The organism is Thermogemmatispora tikiterensis (assembly GCF_003268475.1).
Classification (GTDB): Bacteria; Chloroflexota; Ktedonobacteria; order Ktedonobacterales; family Ktedonobacteraceae; genus Thermogemmatispora; species Thermogemmatispora tikiterensis.
The window spans coordinates 527,836-543,631 of sequence record NZ_MCIF01000002.1 but is presented as its reverse complement, the minus strand read 5'-3'; the positions used below and the strand labels follow the sequence as shown (position 1 = coordinate 543,631).

Annotated in this window: 13 protein-coding genes; all 13 read right to left on the bottom strand. The window is 61.9% G+C overall.

Translation table 11 applies throughout. From position 1 onward, the window contains the following. Positions 1 to 151: 151 nt before the first annotated feature. The 13 genes from A4R35_RS02380 to A4R35_RS02320 all read right to left on the bottom strand — a co-directional run bounded on the left by A4R35_RS02380 (position 152) and on the right by A4R35_RS02320 (position 15,686). The gene (locus A4R35_RS02380; RefSeq protein ID WP_112426181.1) at positions 152 to 1,729 is read right to left on the bottom strand and encodes an APC family permease; all 1,578 of its coding nucleotides are present in this window, start codon (positions 1,727 to 1,729) and stop codon (positions 152 to 154) included. Between the two features lie 230 nt (positions 1,730 to 1,959). Beyond that, complete coding sequence (locus A4R35_RS02375; RefSeq protein ID WP_112426179.1) at positions 1,960 to 3,045, bottom strand: LacI family DNA-binding transcriptional regulator; 1,086 nt, start codon at positions 3,043 to 3,045, stop codon at positions 1,960 to 1,962. Positions 3,046 to 3,250: 205 nt separating this feature from the next. After that, positions 3,251 to 4,543, bottom strand: a complete 1,293-nt coding sequence (locus A4R35_RS02370) for a hydroxyacid-oxoacid transhydrogenase (RefSeq protein ID WP_112426177.1) — start codon at positions 4,541 to 4,543, stop codon at positions 3,251 to 3,253. Positions 4,544 to 4,549: 6 nt separating this feature from the next. Further along, the gene (locus A4R35_RS02365; protein ID WP_189361249.1) at positions 4,550 to 6,169 is read right to left on the bottom strand and encodes a class I adenylate-forming enzyme family protein; all 1,620 of its coding nucleotides are present in this window, start codon (positions 6,167 to 6,169) and stop codon (positions 4,550 to 4,552) included. 72 nt (positions 6,170 to 6,241) lie between these two features. Next, the gene (locus A4R35_RS02360) at positions 6,242 to 6,952 is read right to left on the bottom strand and encodes a cyclase family protein (RefSeq protein WP_112426173.1); all 711 of its coding nucleotides are present in this window, start codon (positions 6,950 to 6,952) and stop codon (positions 6,242 to 6,244) included. 52 nt (positions 6,953 to 7,004) lie between these two features. After that, positions 7,005 to 7,784, bottom strand: coding sequence for an SDR family NAD(P)-dependent oxidoreductase (locus A4R35_RS02355; RefSeq protein ID WP_112426171.1), 780 nt, complete (start codon positions 7,782 to 7,784; stop codon positions 7,005 to 7,007). Between the two features lie 102 nt (positions 7,785 to 7,886). Then, positions 7,887 to 10,310, bottom strand: coding sequence for a xanthine dehydrogenase family protein molybdopterin-binding subunit (locus A4R35_RS02350; protein ID WP_112426169.1), 2,424 nt, complete (start codon positions 10,308 to 10,310; stop codon positions 7,887 to 7,889). 23 nt (positions 10,311 to 10,333) lie between these two features. Beyond that, positions 10,334 to 10,852 (bottom strand): (2Fe-2S)-binding protein, encoded by a 519-nt coding sequence (locus A4R35_RS02345; RefSeq protein WP_223258152.1) that lies wholly within the window; start codon positions 10,850 to 10,852, stop codon positions 10,334 to 10,336. Beyond that, on the bottom strand, positions 10,849 to 11,730 hold the full coding sequence (locus A4R35_RS02340; protein WP_112426165.1) for an FAD binding domain-containing protein: 882 nt from the start codon (positions 11,728 to 11,730) through the stop codon (positions 10,849 to 10,851). Before A4R35_RS02340 ends, A4R35_RS02345 begins: the two co-directional genes overlap by 4 nt. A 193-nt stretch (positions 11,731 to 11,923) precedes the next feature. Further along, a complete protein-coding gene (locus A4R35_RS02335; RefSeq protein WP_112426163.1) occupies positions 11,924 to 12,337 on the bottom strand; it encodes a VOC family protein in 414 nt (137 codons plus the stop codon). 170 nt (positions 12,338 to 12,507) lie between these two features. Next, positions 12,508 to 14,070: a PAS domain-containing sensor histidine kinase gene (locus A4R35_RS02330; protein WP_112426161.1), complete on the bottom strand. Its 1,563-nt coding sequence runs from the start codon at positions 14,068 to 14,070 to the stop codon at positions 12,508 to 12,510. Between the two features lie 51 nt (positions 14,071 to 14,121). Beyond that, positions 14,122 to 14,751, bottom strand: a complete 630-nt coding sequence (locus A4R35_RS02325) for a response regulator (protein WP_112426160.1) — start codon at positions 14,749 to 14,751, stop codon at positions 14,122 to 14,124. Positions 14,752 to 14,987: 236 nt separating this feature from the next. Then, positions 14,988 to 15,686, bottom strand: a complete 699-nt coding sequence (locus A4R35_RS02320; RefSeq protein ID WP_112426158.1) for an NUDIX hydrolase — start codon at positions 15,684 to 15,686, stop codon at positions 14,988 to 14,990. Between the last annotated feature and the right edge of the window lie 110 nt (positions 15,687 to 15,796).

The following is a 15,796-nucleotide window of genomic DNA, read 5'->3' as shown; positions in this document are numbered from 1 at the left end:
AACGAGCCTGCGGCTCATTCCTCTTCCCTTCCCATCGCTGGACCAGGACCAGGAGCGGCGTGGGGTAAGCCTGTCACGTCTGGCCAGAAGAGGCCACTATCTTATTCCACGCCCCACGCGCTCCCACTCCCAGCCTGTCCGTCCGCCCGTCCTACTCAGGCGGGATCTCACGGAAAGCCGCGCTGAGCTGGATACCCTGACGCTGGCGGATCAAACGTACGATCAGATAGTAGATCAGGCCCAGCACCGGCACAGCGAAGGCTTCCGCCATTGAGAGCAGCGAGACCTTGCCAAAGGCGGTCGTCGTAAAGGTGACATAGAGGACAAAGGCCCAGCTCAAGAGCATCACGACGCCGACCAGCGTCAGCACGGGGATACCCAGCAGGCGGGTCCGCACCATCGCCGGCGCCTCCTCAAAGAGAGCGGGGCGTATGAAAGGCATCAGGATCGCTGCCAGTGCTACCGCGATAAAGGCCAGCGCCATGACCGCGATCACATTGATCAGCAGAGCGCTCAGGCCCTGATAAATGTTGAGGTAATTGAGCAGCTCGATCCAGAGGGCAATCACCACCGTGGCAATTACCGGTGTGTGCAGGCGCTCACTTACTTCTGCCACTCCCGCCGGCGCCAGGCGATCAAAGGACCAGGCGAAGAGGTTGCGCGTCGCGATCATAAAGCCGGTCGGCGTCCACCAGAGCACCGAGAGCACAAAGCAGGCGGTTACAAACACCTGCAGGAAAGTGGGCAACGAGAGGAATTTGACCAGCGACGGCAAGTACGGGGCAAATGACAAGGGCGAGGGCGAGACGTTGAAGCCGAGATAGACCAGCGAACTGAATTCCGAGCCATAGGTACGATAGATCAGTGCGCTCCCCAACACGTAGAGCAGGGCACTGATAAGCAAAGCCCCCAGAATGGAGAAGGTGGCAGTCCGCCGCACGTTCTTGATCTCACCCGCAAAGTAGCCAGTCCATTGGAAGCCAGTAAAAACCTGGAAGGCGTAGATCATGGCGAAGATCGTGCCAGCCCAGTCCAGACCCGCGCCCGACGAGAAACCGGCCTTCGCCGCCGCGCTGACAGCTGTGGCCAGGGTGGTCCCGCTGTGCGCGTTAAAATTGCTGACAAAGGCGCTGTGATCGGTAATCGCCAGACCAATCAGCCAGACCAGCATGCCCAGCCAGACCACGACAAACATCACCAGCATATAGCGCGCCACCCGCCTGGCTCCTAACACCATCAGGCCAGCAAAGATCACGGTGAGCGCAGTCGCGATCAGAAATTGCGTGAGCTGGTCGGGGGCCCAGGTAAAGCCGGCCACAAAGCCCAGGCTGGGACCCAGCAGCGTGAGCATGGTCGTGAAATTAAAGGAGATCCAGGTCGTAAAGACAAAGGTCAGTGTCAGATTGGTCAAGAAGCCAATTCCCGGCCCCAGCACCCGGCTGACCCAGACATAGTCACCGCCGGAGCGCGGCATCGCTACCGTGAAATAGAGGTAGACCATGCCGAAGCAGAAGACCAGCGGCAGGGAGAGCAAGAAGGAGACCAGGACATTTGCACCAGGCCAGAAGGTGGGCGCAAATGAGAAGACCTGTGTGATCCCCACCGGAATGAGGACAGCGGAAAACACCAGGTTGAAGGCGTCAAACGGCGACAGCTCGCGCACCAGTCCTGTGGCATTGCGAACAAAATGCGTCGTGGTGCCGGCTGCTCCCTTGCTGACGGTAGACATCAGATCCTCCCTCCAGATGCAGGGGAATGCAAACAGCGGACAACAGTGATAGCTGTCCCTCCCGGCAAAAGCAGCTCACCGTGGGAGAGGGTCATGCGACTATGATGTCCAGAGATCAGGACATACGACTGGCCTGACAAACTGAAACAGAGGAAAATCAGGGTGTTGTGCTGCTCTCACCTCCAGAGGCGAATTCGACCTTACCAGCAGGCGGCGATGGATGAAAGCCGCTAGCGCTGTGGCGGCGGTGGCGCTACCGACTCGCGCACCACGAGCGTGACCGGTAGAACCACATGGGGGATCACCGGAGCAACCTCCGCCTGGTCATCATGAGGCTGCTGCTGACCGGCGCGGTCGCGATGGTTCTCGCCGGCTTCGATGCGCTGGAGCAACAGCTCTACGGCAGCGGTGGCCACGCGCGTCGATGGCTGCTGGACCGTGGTGAGCGATGGCGTGATCATCGCCGTGAACTCAACGCCATCGAAGCCAGTGAGCGAGCAGTCGCGCGGCACCTGCAGCTGTAGCTCACGCAACGCGCGCAGCGCCCCGAGAGCGATCATATCGTTGGCCGCTACCACTGCGGTCGGACGCTCCTCCCCCACGGCAGCAAAGACACCCTCACGTGCACAGATATGGATCGTCTCGTAGCCGTGACTGGCGCGATACTCGCCAAAGCGCAGGAGCAGGTTCGCGGGAGCACCCCCGCCTTCGGCCAGGCCAGCGCGGAGACCATTCAGGCGATCCGTAACTGTGGGCAGGCCCTCCGGCCCTCCGATAAAGAGCAGCGAGCGGTGTCCCAACTGCGCCAGCAGTCGCCCAAGCTGGCGCCCTCCATCAAAGTTGTCGACAAAAACGCCCGGTAGATTATCGATACGCTCGTCCACGACCACTACAGGCACGCCGGCAGCTACTGCCTCCAGCAGCGCCCGATTGGGCACACGCGTTCCGGGGAAATAGAGCAGGCCGTCAACCTGACGACTGAGCAGCATCGAAAGATAGTCGGCCTCGCGCCTCGAATCAAGATTCGTGTTGCAGAGAATGACGCTATAGCCTCGGTCGTGCGCAGCGATCTCCATCGCCTCGGCCATGCTACCAAAGAAGGGATTGGCCAGGTCCGGCACCAGCAGCCCCAGCGAACGGCTGCTTTTGCTCACCAGGCCCTGGGCCAGCCGATTCGGGCGATAGCCCAGACGCTCGATGGCTTCCAGAACCCGCAGGCGCGTAGGCTCGCTGATCGGTCTCCGCCCCGAGAGCACATGCGAGACCGTGCTCACCGAGACACCCGCCGCCCGCGCGACATCTTTGATGGTGATCATCCGTGCTCCGCTCGTGCCCTTTCGCCTGGTAATCAAAACGTTTTGATTTCGATAGGGGAAGTATAAGGGAAAACGTTTTGATTGTCAAGGGTCAGACCTCCGGTTGCCGCCCTCTCGCCTCCTGCCGGGCACGAGCGAGCGCAGGCAAGAGCGGGACCGCGGGCGAGAGCAGCAGCAGGCCAGAGGGATCGTTGAGCGCTCAGGGTCAGGGAGCGGCCTCAAAGCTCTGCTCGATCAGCAAGCGCAACTCTTCGGCCCCTACAGCGCGCGGACTGTTGACGAGCAGGCGCTGCTGCTTGAGCGCACCCTCGACGAGGGCTGGCACCTCCTCGCCTGTATAGCCGAGCGTCCCCAGGTCACTGGGCACCCCCGTATCGCGCATGAGCGTCCGCAAGGTCTGTGGCAGGATCTCCCGTCGCTGTGCCTCATTCAAGCCGCTGACCTGGGCACCGAGCAACTGGGCCGCGCGCAGATGACGCTCCGGGTCAGCGGGATAGGTCCAGCGGAAGGTTGCTGGAGCGGTGACGATCACTGAGAGGCCATGCGGGATGAGCGGCTCTTCGTGCGGATAGTCGGGCGGCGAGAAGCGCTTGACCATGCCAGCGATGGGATAGGCGAGGGCATGGGGAATATGAACGCCGGCGTTGCCGAAGCCGATGCCGGCATAGGTGGCTGCCAGCGCCAGATAGGTGCGAGCCTCGACGTCCATGCCGTTGAGGACGGCTCTGCGCAGGTAGCGCCCGAGATATTCCAGCGCCTTCTCGCACCAGAGATCGCTGATGGGATTGCTCCCGACATAGACCGGACGCTCTTCCGGCTTGTGGCGTGGGCGGGCGTGGTAGGGCCGGCTGGTGTAGGACTCCAGTGCGTGGGTGAGGACATCAAAGCCAGGATAGGCCGTCGCCATAGGCGGCAGGGTGACTGTGTTGAGGGGGTCGATGATGGCGAACGTGGGGCGTAGAAAGGGGTGGGAGATGCCGGTTTTGACTTTGAGCGCGAGGATGTCCAGAATGGCTACCGCCGTTGTTTCGCTGCCTGTGCCAGCGGTGGTCGGGATGGCGATCAGCGGCTTGAGTGGTCCGGGGACAGGCAGCCCCTTGCCGATGGGCTTATTGACGTAGTCCATAAGCGGCGCCGGGTAGGTGGCATAGAGGCGCGCCCACTTGGCGGTATCGATGCTGCTGCCTCCGCCAATGGCGATCATCCCATCGTAGTTGCGGCCCTCGATGAAGCGGGCGATCTCTTCAAACGAGCGATCCGTCGGTTCGACGTGGACGTCATCGTAGATGTCTGCCTGGAGGCCAGCCTCGGTGAGCAGACGGCGCACGCGTTCGGGCAGGCCGAGCTGCATGAGGCCGCGATCGGTGACGATCAAGGCGCGCTGGATACCCAGCCGTTTGGCGTCATAGGCCACTTCGGCAGTTGCTCCTACGCCAAACTTGATGGGGGTCATCTCCATGACAAAGACGGTTTCGTTCGGAATGTCGAGGCACCCCATGATGGTTCATCTCCCTCGCAGTAGCTGCTTCATGACCTTCCCGCCAGGATTGCGCGGCAGCTCGTCCCGCACTTCAATCAGCGCCGGCACCTTGAACGAGGCCAGGTGCTGCGCCGCGAAGGTCCGCAGCTCTTCGGTATCCAGCACCTGACCTGGACGTGGCACCACGACCGCTTTGACGATTTCTCCGTAGAACGGGTCCGCCTGCCCAACGACAGCCACCTCTAGCACGGCGGGATGGCCATAAAGAACGTTTTCGACTTCGGCGCAGTAGATTTTCTCCCCTGCTCTGTTCATCATATCCTTTTTGCGGTCCACAATGTGCACGAAACCGTCCTCGTCAAGGCGGGCCATGTCGCCCGTCAGAAACCAGCCGCCGTCGAGAAAGGCCGCCTGCGTTGCCTCTGGATTGCGCCAGTACTCTTTGAAGACCATCGGGCCGCAAATGGCCAGCTCGCCAACTGTCCCCGGCGGCAATGGCTCATGATTGTCGCCAACAACCAGCAGCTCGCTGACTGGCAGCGGCAACCCCGCCGAGCCTGGTCGCTCTAGCTTGTAGCGGTCCGGCAGGCAGGTCGCAGGCGAGGTGGTCTCGGTCAGGCCGTAGAAGTTGAAAAACCGCACCTGCGGGGCCTTCTGCGTCCAGCTGCGCACGACATCTGGTGGCAAAGGGGCCCCGCCCGAGGCTGCCAGGCGCAACGATGAGCTGTCGCGCTGCCGAAAATCGCTGTGATTCATGAGCATGATGTACATGGTGGGCACGCCGAAGAAATGGGTCACGCGCTCGCGCTCGATCAGCTCTAGCGCCGGGCCGGGTCGGAAGGGCAGGCGCTGCAGGACAAGCGTACCGCCCTGGTAGAGAAACTGGGCGAACTGGGCCGCCAGCCCCGTAATATGGAAGATGGGAACGCCGAGCAGGGTGATGTCGTCAGCGCTCAGTCCTTTGACCAGCTCGTAGTTGAGGAGGGTGTGGATGAGGTTAAAGTGGGTGCAGATGACCCCCTTGGGTAAGCCAGTGGTCCCGGAGGTATAGCAGAGATAGACCGGACTGTCTTCGCCGATCTCGACCGGCCTGGGGTGACCGCCGCGTAGCAGGTCGCGCCAGGGACGAGTTCCCGCCGGGCCTTGAGGGTGCTCGTCACCAATCACAAAGACGCCCTGGAGTTCCTTTAAGGCTGCCCGCTCTGGGGCCAGCTGCTCCCAGTGCTCTGTGGTGGTAATCAGCACCCGGCTGCCAGAGTGCGCTAGCAAAGCACCCAGCTCCGGCCCACGCAGGCGCGTATTGAGCGGTACCAGCACACCCCCCAGCAGCGAGCAGCCGACAGCGGCAATAACGAACTCCGGTAAGTTGCCTGTAAGAACCGCCAGGCGCTCGCCAACATCGAAAGCGTAATCCTCTTGCAGGACTGCCGCCAGCGAACAGGCCTCCTCCCAGAGGTGACGATAGCTCCAGCGCTGGCCTTCGAAGACCAGCGCGGTTTTCTCGGGAAAGGTCTCCACCGAGCGGCGCAGCACCTCGTTGAAATGCCGTGGGCGACGGGCATAGGTCAGGACCGCTCTGCCGTAATGGGTCTCGCGCGTGCGCTCTGGAAGAGGCCCAGACGCAACTGATGGCTCCGGCCTCATATTTCCTCCTCCTTTCCTGAGTGATTCCGTCATTTCCTCTCTCTGGACTTGGGCCTCGTCGCGGGCGGCACCTCACCGTCTCTCATCGCGCTCATCTTCGAGAATGGCGACAGCGCGCACCGGCGAGCCGGTGCCCTGGCGAATGCGCAGGGGGAAGCCGACAAAGATGAAGCGCCGTCCCACCAGTTGCTCAAGGTTGGCCAGGTTCTCGTAATGGGTGATTCCGTGGGCACGGCACATCATATGACAGGGATAGGTTCGGCTGATGGGATTATCCGGGCTGGGCGCATCCACACCGAAGGTTTTGACCCCATGCTCGACCAGCCAGTTGCTTCCTGCCTCATCGAGGCCGGGGTACTGGCTCAGATAGGCAGCGGTACCGTGGTAACGGTTGTAGGTGCCGGTGTAGAGCAGCAGAATATCGCCGCGCCGCAGCTCGCTCCCGGAGCCTTCCAGGGCCAGGTCAAGATCACGCGCCCCGATGTAGGTCTGCGGCTCCTTAAAGGAGACATCGAGGCAGAGCGCTGGACCATAGAAGAGATCGAGCGCCATCTGGTCGATCGAGGGAGCCTCGGGACGCGGATCAAGATGGCTGAGGGCATCAACGTGGGTGGGACCGTGATCGCTCATGAGCAGCCCGCGCGACTGGTAGGAGAAGCCTCCTTCGAAGTTCTTGCGCGTCTCTTCATGCGAATGGTGCTCCCAGATCACGGTCTTCAGGTGGCCCGGATAGACGTACATGCCCTGGTAAATTTCCTGGGATAGATCAATCAGGCGTGTCATTGCTTGCGATCCCTCCGCGTGTAGAATAGCTGGCCAGATGGCGCTCTTGCTCTTAATACATGACAATACCCGCTGAGACATTGAGGTCCTCACCCGTGATGGAGGCCGCCTGCTCCGAGGCCAGAAAAACTGCCGCGGCAGCGACCTCTTCCGCTGTGACCAGCCGCCCGAGGGGGGCATCGCGCAGGAAGGTTGCGCGCGCTTCCTCCAGACTGATGCCCTTGACTTCGGCTTGCTTGCGGATGACCTGTTCGATGCGTTCGCCCTCGACGGGGCCGGGCGAGATCACATTGACGCGAATGCCGTAGGGACCAACCTCCCAGGCCAGTGTACGCGCCAGCCCCACCAGCGCCAGCTTGCTGGCCGCATAGGGCGTGCGTCCGAACAGGGGCCGTTTGCCGGTCATTGAGCCGATGCAGATAATACAGCCGGAAGCCTGAGCGATCATCAACGGGAGCAAGGCACGGCAACAGAGAAAGGTTCCGCGCACATTGACAGCAAAGGTCTCTTCCCAGGCGTCAGGAGTGATCTCCCAGAGGGGGGCAGTTGGTCCGGCGGTGCCGCTGTTGTTGACCAGGATATCTACCCTCCCAAAATGCTCCTGCACAGCTTGAGCAAGCGCGGCGACAGCCGTCGCCTGGCTGACGTCGGTTGGAATGACCACGGCCTCGCCACCGAGGTCGCTGACCATGCGGCGCGTTTCTTCAAGGGCGGTGACTGAGCGAGCGGCCAGGGCCAGCCGCGCGCCAGCCCGTGCGTAGGCCAGGGCGATCGTGCGACCGATGCCGCGTCCGCCACCGGTAATGACGGCAACTTTCTCTTGCAAGAGCATATGCAGCGCCTCCTCCTCAGTGGGACGGTATGCCAAGCCAGACGAAAGAGGAGGCAGCCGCTCGGGCCGGAGCGGACTGCCTGCGGTGGTGTAGTTGTCGCCTCAGTGTGTCTGTCTCGAGTGGCGGCTCTGGGCCTCCTTGACCCAGCGGACAATCTTCTCGGGAGTGATCGGCATCTCAGCGATGCTGATCCCGAAGGGTCTGAGGGCATCCTCAATGGCGCTCGTGACGGCTGGCGGCGCCACCATGCGCCCGCCTTCCCCACCGCCTTTGACGCCATAGGCGGTGAAGGGCGAGGGTGTCTCTTGATGGTAGACCTCGATGGAGGGCACATCGCTGGCCGAGGGCAAGAGGTAGTCGACAAAGGTCGACGTGAGATTCTGCCCATCCGCGCCGTAACGCACCTCTTCCAGGAGCGCCAGGCCGATGCCCTGGGCGATGCCGCCACGGATCTGGCCCTGCAGCGAACGCGGATTGAGGACAGTGCCAACGTCGTGCACGGCCACATACTTCTTAAAGAGCACCGCCCCCGTCTCGATATCCACCTCGACGGCCACCAGATGGGCGGCGTGTCCCATGATCGGATAGAAGACCCCCAGGTCCTTGCGGTCGTCGTGTGGCTTCGTGGTATAGGGATGATCGTAGGTAAAGGTGCCTTCAAGGCCGCTCTCCAGCTCGGGCGGCAGGTCGAGCTTGAACCAGTAGGCGCGCATGCCGATATCAGCCAGGCTGACAGAGGAGGAGGGCACGCCCTTGACGCGCACCTGACCGCCGACCAGTTCCAGATCGGAGACGCTGGCTTCGAGCATATGGGCAGCAATCTTGAAGATTTTTTCCTTGAGACGGGCAGCAGCACCATGTACCGCCCCAGCCAGCATGACCGTCATGCGACTGCCACCCGGGCCGGCGCTCGGCAGGGCGTGCGCGGTGCTATCGTAGGTGACGTTGACGTCGCGGGGATCAATGTCCAGCTCTTCGGCCACGACCTGCGCCACCACGGTCTCGGGACTGTTGCCCCAGAACGGTGAGAACATGGTGACCGTCACTCCTCCGGTGGGGCCAACGCTGATGCGTACGCTTTCCGGGGTTGAGTTGAGGCCCGTAGCTGGTGCGGGGTTGTGAAACCAGAACTCCGTCGAGCTGTAGGTGCTGCGCTGCTGGGCCGTTGCCAGCCCAATGCCCAGATAGCGCCCCTCCTGACGCGCCCGCGCCTGCTCCTGGCGCCAGGCGTCAAGGTCGAAGTGCGCCAGGGCCAGGTCGAGGACGCCAGGATAGTTACCGCTGTCGTAGACGTTGCCGGTAGGAATCTTGTAGGGGAACTGGTCGGGCTGAATGAAGTTGCGCCGGCGAATCTCGACGCGATCGATCCCCAGCTGCTCGGCGGCGGCATCGACTAAGCGCTCAAGAACCCAATTGCCAACGTCGGAACCGGCCCCCCGAAAGACGGTCTGCTGATTTTTGTTGGTCAAGACGGCCTTGATGCCCGTTGCTACGCTGCGAATGGTGTAGGGGCCGGTAATCTGCGCCATCATGTTGGTGTTGCCGGTAATGGCAAAGATGAAGTAGGCGCCGTAGTCGTCGATGGTCTGCAGGCGCAGACTGAGGAACTTGCCGTCGTTGGTCACCGCCAGCTCAGCATCGTAGATGCGTTCCGGTCCCTGAGAATCGTTGGCCATCAGGTTGTCCAGGCGATCTTCCATGAACTTGACCGGGCGACCTGTGACTTTGGAGAGGGCGCCGGCGATGCCGATGACCTTGGCCAGGAAATGCTTGCTGCCAAAGCTGCCCCCGGTATACATCGGGTAGAAGTTGAGCTTGTGGGGTGGGATCTTGAGCATGCTGGACATGACCCAGGAGGCCGAGTTGAGCATGTTGGTATTCGACCAGATCTCCATCGTGCCCCTGGCCGGGTCATAAGCACAGACGGCGCCATTTGGCTCCAGTGGGGCTGCTGTGGCCCGTGGCCAGCGCAAGCGGCGCCGAATGACATGGTCGGCCTGAGCAAAGTCTCCGTCAACATCGCCGAAGGTAAAAACATGGTCATAGACGACGTTGGTTCCAAGATTCTCGTGGACGAGGGGCGCGCCGGGCTGCATGGCGCTGAGGGCGTCGGTCACCGCTGGCAGCGGCTCCCAGTCAATTTCAATCAGGTCAAGGGCATCCTCAGCGATGGCGCGGCTCTCAGCGGCGACAGCGACCACTGCCTCGCCGGCATAGCGCACTTTTTCAACGGCGATGGCCTGTTCGACCACGGGTTCAGCACAGAAAGCCGGTACCGGACCAATGACCTCGGCGGCCTCCTTGCCTGTGAGCACGGCCTGCACCCCTGGCAGGGCACGCGCTGCGCTGGTGTCGATGGCTCGAATGCGGGCATGGGCATAGGGACTGCGCAGAACGGCGGCGTGCAGCATCCCTGCGACCTTGAAATCGTTGATATAGGTTACCGTTCCCATCAGTAAGGCGGGATCTTCTCGCCGCTTGAGGTCCTTGCCAATCCAGGCGCGTTCGCTGACAGTAGTGGTCATGGGTGCACGCTCCTTTCGTGAGGTCAAGCCGTCGTCTCCGACGGAGTGGCGGCCTCCGCCTCCTCACGCAGGCGCTGGGCTGCCAGGCGGATAGCCTCGACGATGTGCTGATAGCCCGTGCAGCGGCAGAGATTGCCGGAAAGGGCGGAACGGATTTCCTCTTCGCCAGGATCGGGATTCTGCTGAAGCAGCTCGTAGGCTGTCATGAGCATGCCCGGCGTGCAAAAGCCACACTGAAGCGCCTGTTTTTCCCAGAAAGCTTCTTGTAAGGGATGCATACGCCCGTGGCGGGCCAGGCCCTCGACGGTCATCACCTCATGGCCATTGGCCTGCACAGCCAGTAACAGACAGGCCCGTACGCTCTGGCCATCGAGCAGGACGGTACAGGCGCCACAGCTGCCGTGCTCGCAGCCAGCGTTTGTACCCGTCAGTTCCAGGTCTTCTCGTAGCATGTCCAACAAGGTGCGGCGCGGCTCGACGAAGAGGCGATGGGGGACGCCGTTGACAGAGAGGCGCACCGGGATAAAGTCGTCATCCATCATGAGTGGCTCCTTTCTGCGCGCTGGGCGGCCAGCGCCAAGGCGCGCCGGGTCAGCACGCCAGCCAGGTGACGGCGGTAATCGGCAGAGCCGTGAATATCCGAAGGAGGCTCTTTGAGGTCACTGACAACGGCTTCCGCGGCGGCCTGCCAGGCGACATTGTCGGGATGGCGGCCTCGGAGGACGGTTTCGGCGGCGGCAGCTCGGAGCGGAGTGGGGTCAACGCTACAGAGAGCAAGGCGGGCCTGGGCGATGGTGCCATCTTCGGCCAGGGAGATGACAGCGGCGACACCAGCCAGAGCGTAATCGCCTTCGCGCCGCGCGAATTCGAGGAAGGCGCTACCGCTGCGGGGTGGCAGGCCAGGAAGGTGTATTTCGGTCAGAACTTCCCCATGCTGCAGAGCCGTCTGAAATGGCCCCGTGAAGAAGGCTGCCGCTGCGATGGTGCGATTGCCGTTGCTGCTCTGTAGGGTGAAGGTAGCCTCCAGGGCCAGCATCACGGCGGGCAGCTCCGCCGCTGGGTCGGCATGGGCGAGGCTGCCACCCAGCGTGCTCCGATGGCGAATGGCGGGGTGCCCGACGTAGTGGGCGGCTTCGGCCAGGAGAGGCTGCCGGGCTGCTACCAGTGGATCGCGCTCCAGGGTAGCATCGCGTGTCAGTGCGCCCAAGACCAGACCGCCATTCTGCGGATGAATGAAGGCCAGACTCTGGATCTCGTTGAGGTCAATGAGCGCTGAGGGGCGGGCCAGGCGGAGATTGAGCAAGGGAAGCAGGCTCTGGCCACCAGCCAGAAGACGGGCTTCCTCTCCCTGCTCGTCCAGTAATTGCGTGGCTTCGGCGATAGTATGTGGAGCAAAATAGCGGAAACGCGCTGGCTTCATGAGCAGTTCCCTTCCTTTCTCGTCTCGGGGGTCCTTCAGGTCACGGGCCGTCAGCTGGCGAGACAGGACAGGCGGCAGCCCTGCGCCCTGTGATCTCAATTTGCGGCAATGGCGACACGCGCTTCGACTCTGCTTCTTCCTGCCTCATCGCTCAGGGTTCTCTGCCTGTGCTGGTCATTGCCTCTGTGCTCGCTCAGGGACGCGATGACCAGGCGAAGAGTTCGATGACATGGCCATCGGGATCACAGATGTAGAGCTGCATGACGCCGTCACCGCGTGGTCGCGGCCCCCCGACGATGGGCACGCCCAGCGCCTGCAGGTGCTGCCTGGCCCCTTCCAGGTCGATGACCTCAAAGGCCAGATGGGTGACCCGCCCAAGGGCCAGCTCCTTGGGCAGATAGCCAGGATGGGTTTCCAACGCCCGCCCGGCAACTTCTTCGCCAATCAGGTGGATCTGAAAATCTCCTCTGGTCAGCCAGGCGCCGGGAAAGTCAAAGCTGGGGGGACGAGGAATCTCCTGCAGACCCAGTACCTGGCTATAGAATTGGCGCGAACGGTCCACTTCTTTCACCAGCAGGGCCACATGGTCAGCCCGACGGATGTCCATCACAGCGCACACTCCTGCTAAAGAACAGCCATAATCTCAGTCCACGCCGCTGTCGTTTCCTCTCCTAGCGTAGCATCCCGGCAGGGAGGAATACATCAGACAAAGGGTGGTTGGAGGGAGAGACTTTCGAGGGATGGCTTCCTCCCCCAAAAAGGGGAAGGAGGCCATACTTAGGTGGCAAGAGGGAGCCTGACGCGGACCAGTGTGCCCTGGGCCGGCGCGCTGGTGATCTCGAGGACGCCCCCGATCTGGCTGGCGCGCTCGCGCATGGAGTGCAGCCCAAGATGGCCGGGAAAGGTGGCAGTGGTATCGAAGCCCAGGCCATCATCGCCTACTTCCAGCACTATCGTCCCAGCCTCTCTATAAAGAGCCAGCTGACAGCGATGAGCGCGCGCATGCTTGACCACGTTGTAGAGAGCCTCTTGCGCAATGCGATAGAGCGCTTCTTTGGTTTCCAGGGGAAGCCCTGGCTCAGGGTCGAGTCGTGTCTCTACGTCCAGCTGGTGCAGGGCCTTAATGGCCGCGGCGCGCCGGGCGAGGGCCTCGACGATGCCGTTGCTCTCCAGGGCTTCAGGATGGAGGGCGAAGATCAGCGAACGCATCTCAGCATGGGTAGCCCTGGCCAGGGAAAGCACGTAATCAAGAGATTCGTGCGCGTGCCTCTGATCGGTCTCCAGAGCAGCTCGGGCCGCCTGCGCTCCCAAAACGATGCCGTAGAGACCCTGAGCGACTGAGTCGTGTAGTTCACGTGCCAGGCGTTGACGCTCTTCCAGGGCGGCTTTTTCCTGGGCGGTCTGCAGCAGCCGCGCGTTCTCGACGGCGACGGCTGCCTGATCGGCAATGGCAGAGAAGAAGGCGATCTCGCTCTCATCGGGCGGCGGCCCCGGCGGACAATAGACGGTAAAGACGCCCCGGCATTCGCTGCCATAGATCAAGGGGATGCAGACGATGGTCTCCCAGCAGGAGGCACGCAGGAAAGGGTGAACAGGCTCGTAATGGGGGTCGGCCAATAACGCCTGACGCAGGCCGGTCGCCACAACGGTCCGCCGCTCCGCGTAAGCCTGCATCGTAGGGAGGCAGATGCCCTGCTGCACCAATCGCACCAGGCCGTGGGCATAGCCTGGCGGGAGACCGTAGCTGCCAACCACGCGGAAGAGAGGGGGCTCACCGTTAATGAGTGGTACGAGGCAGGCCATGACTCCTGTCGCCTGGACTACACTACGCGCCAGGGCGTTGAGCGTGGCCTCCAGCGAGCCGGCGCCAACCAGTGTGCTGGCAAACTGCGCCAGCACTTCAGCCTTGCGTTCAAGCTGGCGCTGGAAGGTAAGGTCACGCACGACGATGATGGTGAACCACTCTCCCTGACTCTCAATGACACTCTGCTGGCATTCTACTTCCCGCTTCTCGCCATTGGAACGGAGAATGATCGCGGACCAGCGCCCGGCCCGCAGGCTGAAGAGCTGGGCGCTATCGCTCTGCTGCTGGGGAAAGAGTACGCTCAGGGGCTGGCCCTGCAGGCTGCTGACTTCGCGTCCGAAGATCTCGGCGGCAGCCCGATTACCATAGAGACAGATCTGCTCGGCATTGCTGATCAGGTAGCCGTCTGGGGAAAGATCGAGCAAAGGCGCTACGATGGCCGGGTCCAGGCGACTGAGATGCAAAAGGTGCTGAAGCGGCAGAGGATTGCTGTCTGCTCTGCGAGAGGTCAGGGCGGGTCGCAAGCTACTTGACATGGTGGTACCTCCCTTGGGCGCACCTCCCAGGTGGGATAGACGAGGAAGGCGCTAGGGTGCGGGCATCAAGCCATTGCGCATGGCATAAAGGACGGCCTGGGTGCGACTCTGTACGCCGAGCTTATGGAGAATGTTGCTGACGTGGGTCTTAACGGTCTCTTCGCGCAGATGGAGTGAGCGCGCAATCTGTTTGTTTGACTGGCCCTGGCCGAGAAGCTGAAGCACCTGCATTTCGCGCCCGGTCAGCTTCTCAACCTGACCCTGTCCGTGCAGTTCATGCATCAGATGAGTAAGGGCCGAGGGCGCGAGCTGCACCTGGCCAGCGGCGGCGGCACGCAGGGAGCGACACAGCTCTTCGCCGTCAAGATCTTTGAGCAGGTAGCCAATAGCACCAGCGCGCATAATCTCGACAATGGTCTTCTCTTCGAGTACGCTGGTTAGCCCGAGCACCTCGATCTCGGGCAGTTCTTTGCGAATGGCTGCCGTGGCAGCTATGCCGTCCATGACGGGCATCAGAATGTCCATCAAGACAACATCGGGCATGAGCTGGCGCGCCAGTTCGACGGCCTCGGCGCCGTTCGCTGCCTCACCTACAATTTCGATATCCGGGTCCATACGGAGAAAGAGGCGCAACCCTTGACGCACTACTTTGTGATCGTCGGCTATCAGGACGCGAATCATTGCGCAGCCCTCCTTGTTCGATCAGCAGCGACCACTCTTCTCTAAAGGAGGCAGGCACGGGCAGCACTCCGAAGCAGAGTATACCATACCCGGCGATTGGCTTGCCGGTCGTGTGGAGACCGAGCAGGCCAGGTGAGTAGTGGCACAGGCTCCCTTCCGTGGCGCTGGGAGTGGTCACTCCGCAGGCTTGTCTGCTCGGTTGCCTGTGGCCACCTGGCTCGGCTCTCGCGGGCTGGCTAGAGTAGGCCCTGCACTCTGGCTCGCGCGTAGGCCGCTAGCGTGAAGCTGTCGGTAATCTTATTCTCGCGCAACAGGCGCTCAAACAGCGAAAGGGATACTGGTAGAATCTCGCTAATGGCCTCCCGCTGCTCTGTTGTGCGAAAGGTTGCGACTTCAGCATAAAAGAGTTCGTCACATTCCGCCGCTATGCCGGTATTGGGGTGGATCTGGCCGAGGGGGACCAGGCGCACAGGCTCAGCCCCCAATTCTTCTTCCAGCTCTCTGCGGGCGCTTTCTTCGCTGGTACAACCCGGCCAACCAAATCCTCGCGGGATCTCCAGATGCCAGGTGCGCGTAGCGTGGCGGAAATGACGCAAGAGTAGGATCTGCCCCTGACATAGGGGGAGGATCGCAACGCCAGGCGTCTGCCCTTGCGGCGTCACCAGACGGATATAGGTGCCGATCGCTTCGTCCGGGAAGCGGACGGCATCGCGTATCACGAGCAGATATTGATCACGACAGGCGACCCCCACCTGCGACCATTCCCTGGCCGTTTCTTGGGCGATTCCTTGCGCGGCCAGCGCTTCCTGCATCGAGGCCTCAGCCTGGGCAATCTCCTCCTGACCAAGCAAGATGGTGATAATAGCCCCCGGCGGATTGGCAAAGAGATCGTGACGCTCGTGAACAAGCTCGAAGTACTGCTCTGAATTCCTCATCTATCTTTGCTCCTATAATACACACCTTTTAAGGTTTTTTAGATTTTAATACTAATCTGCCATCTTGCCCTTTATCGCCATCTGGAAGGCATCGGCAGGGCGGCTTTTGG

What these genes read in the sequence shown, in the direction of transcription:
- A4R35_RS02380 (WP_112426181.1), bottom strand. Translation starts at nt 1,729, where the DNA reads ATGTCTACCGTCAGCAAGGGAGCAGCCGGCACCACGACGCATTTTGTT.
- A4R35_RS02375 (WP_112426179.1), bottom strand. Translation starts at nt 3,045, where the DNA reads ATGATCACCATCAAAGATGTCGCGCGGGCGGCGGGTGTCTCGGTGAGC.
- A4R35_RS02370 (WP_112426177.1), bottom strand. Translation starts at nt 4,543, where the DNA reads ATGGGGTGCCTCGACATTCCGAACGAAACCGTCTTTGTCATGGAGATG.
- A4R35_RS02365 (WP_189361249.1), bottom strand. Translation starts at nt 6,169, where the DNA reads ATGAGGCCGGAGCCATCAGTTGCGTCTGGGCCTCTTCCAGAGCGCACG.
- A4R35_RS02360 (WP_112426173.1), bottom strand. Translation starts at nt 6,952, where the DNA reads ATGACACGCCTGATTGATCTATCCCAGGAAATTTACCAGGGCATGTAC.
- A4R35_RS02355 (WP_112426171.1), bottom strand. Translation starts at nt 7,784, where the DNA reads ATGCTCTTGCAAGAGAAAGTTGCCGTCATTACCGGTGGCGGACGCGGC.
- A4R35_RS02350 (WP_112426169.1), bottom strand. Translation starts at nt 10,310, where the DNA reads ATGACCACTACTGTCAGCGAACGCGCCTGGATTGGCAAGGACCTCAAG.
- A4R35_RS02345 (WP_223258152.1), bottom strand. Translation starts at nt 10,852, where the DNA reads ATGATGGATGACGACTTTATCCCGGTGCGCCTCTCTGTCAACGGCGTC.
- A4R35_RS02340 (WP_112426165.1), bottom strand. Translation starts at nt 11,730, where the DNA reads ATGAAGCCAGCGCGTTTCCGCTATTTTGCTCCACATACTATCGCCGAA.
- A4R35_RS02335 (WP_112426163.1), bottom strand. Translation starts at nt 12,337, where the DNA reads ATGGACATCCGTCGGGCTGACCATGTGGCCCTGCTGGTGAAAGAAGTG.
- A4R35_RS02330 (WP_112426161.1), bottom strand. Translation starts at nt 14,070, where the DNA reads ATGTCAAGTAGCTTGCGACCCGCCCTGACCTCTCGCAGAGCAGACAGC.
- A4R35_RS02325 (WP_112426160.1), bottom strand. Translation starts at nt 14,751, where the DNA reads ATGATTCGCGTCCTGATAGCCGACGATCACAAAGTAGTGCGTCAAGGG.
- A4R35_RS02320 (WP_112426158.1), bottom strand. Translation starts at nt 15,686, where the DNA reads ATGAGGAATTCAGAGCAGTACTTCGAGCTTGTTCACGAGCGTCACGAT.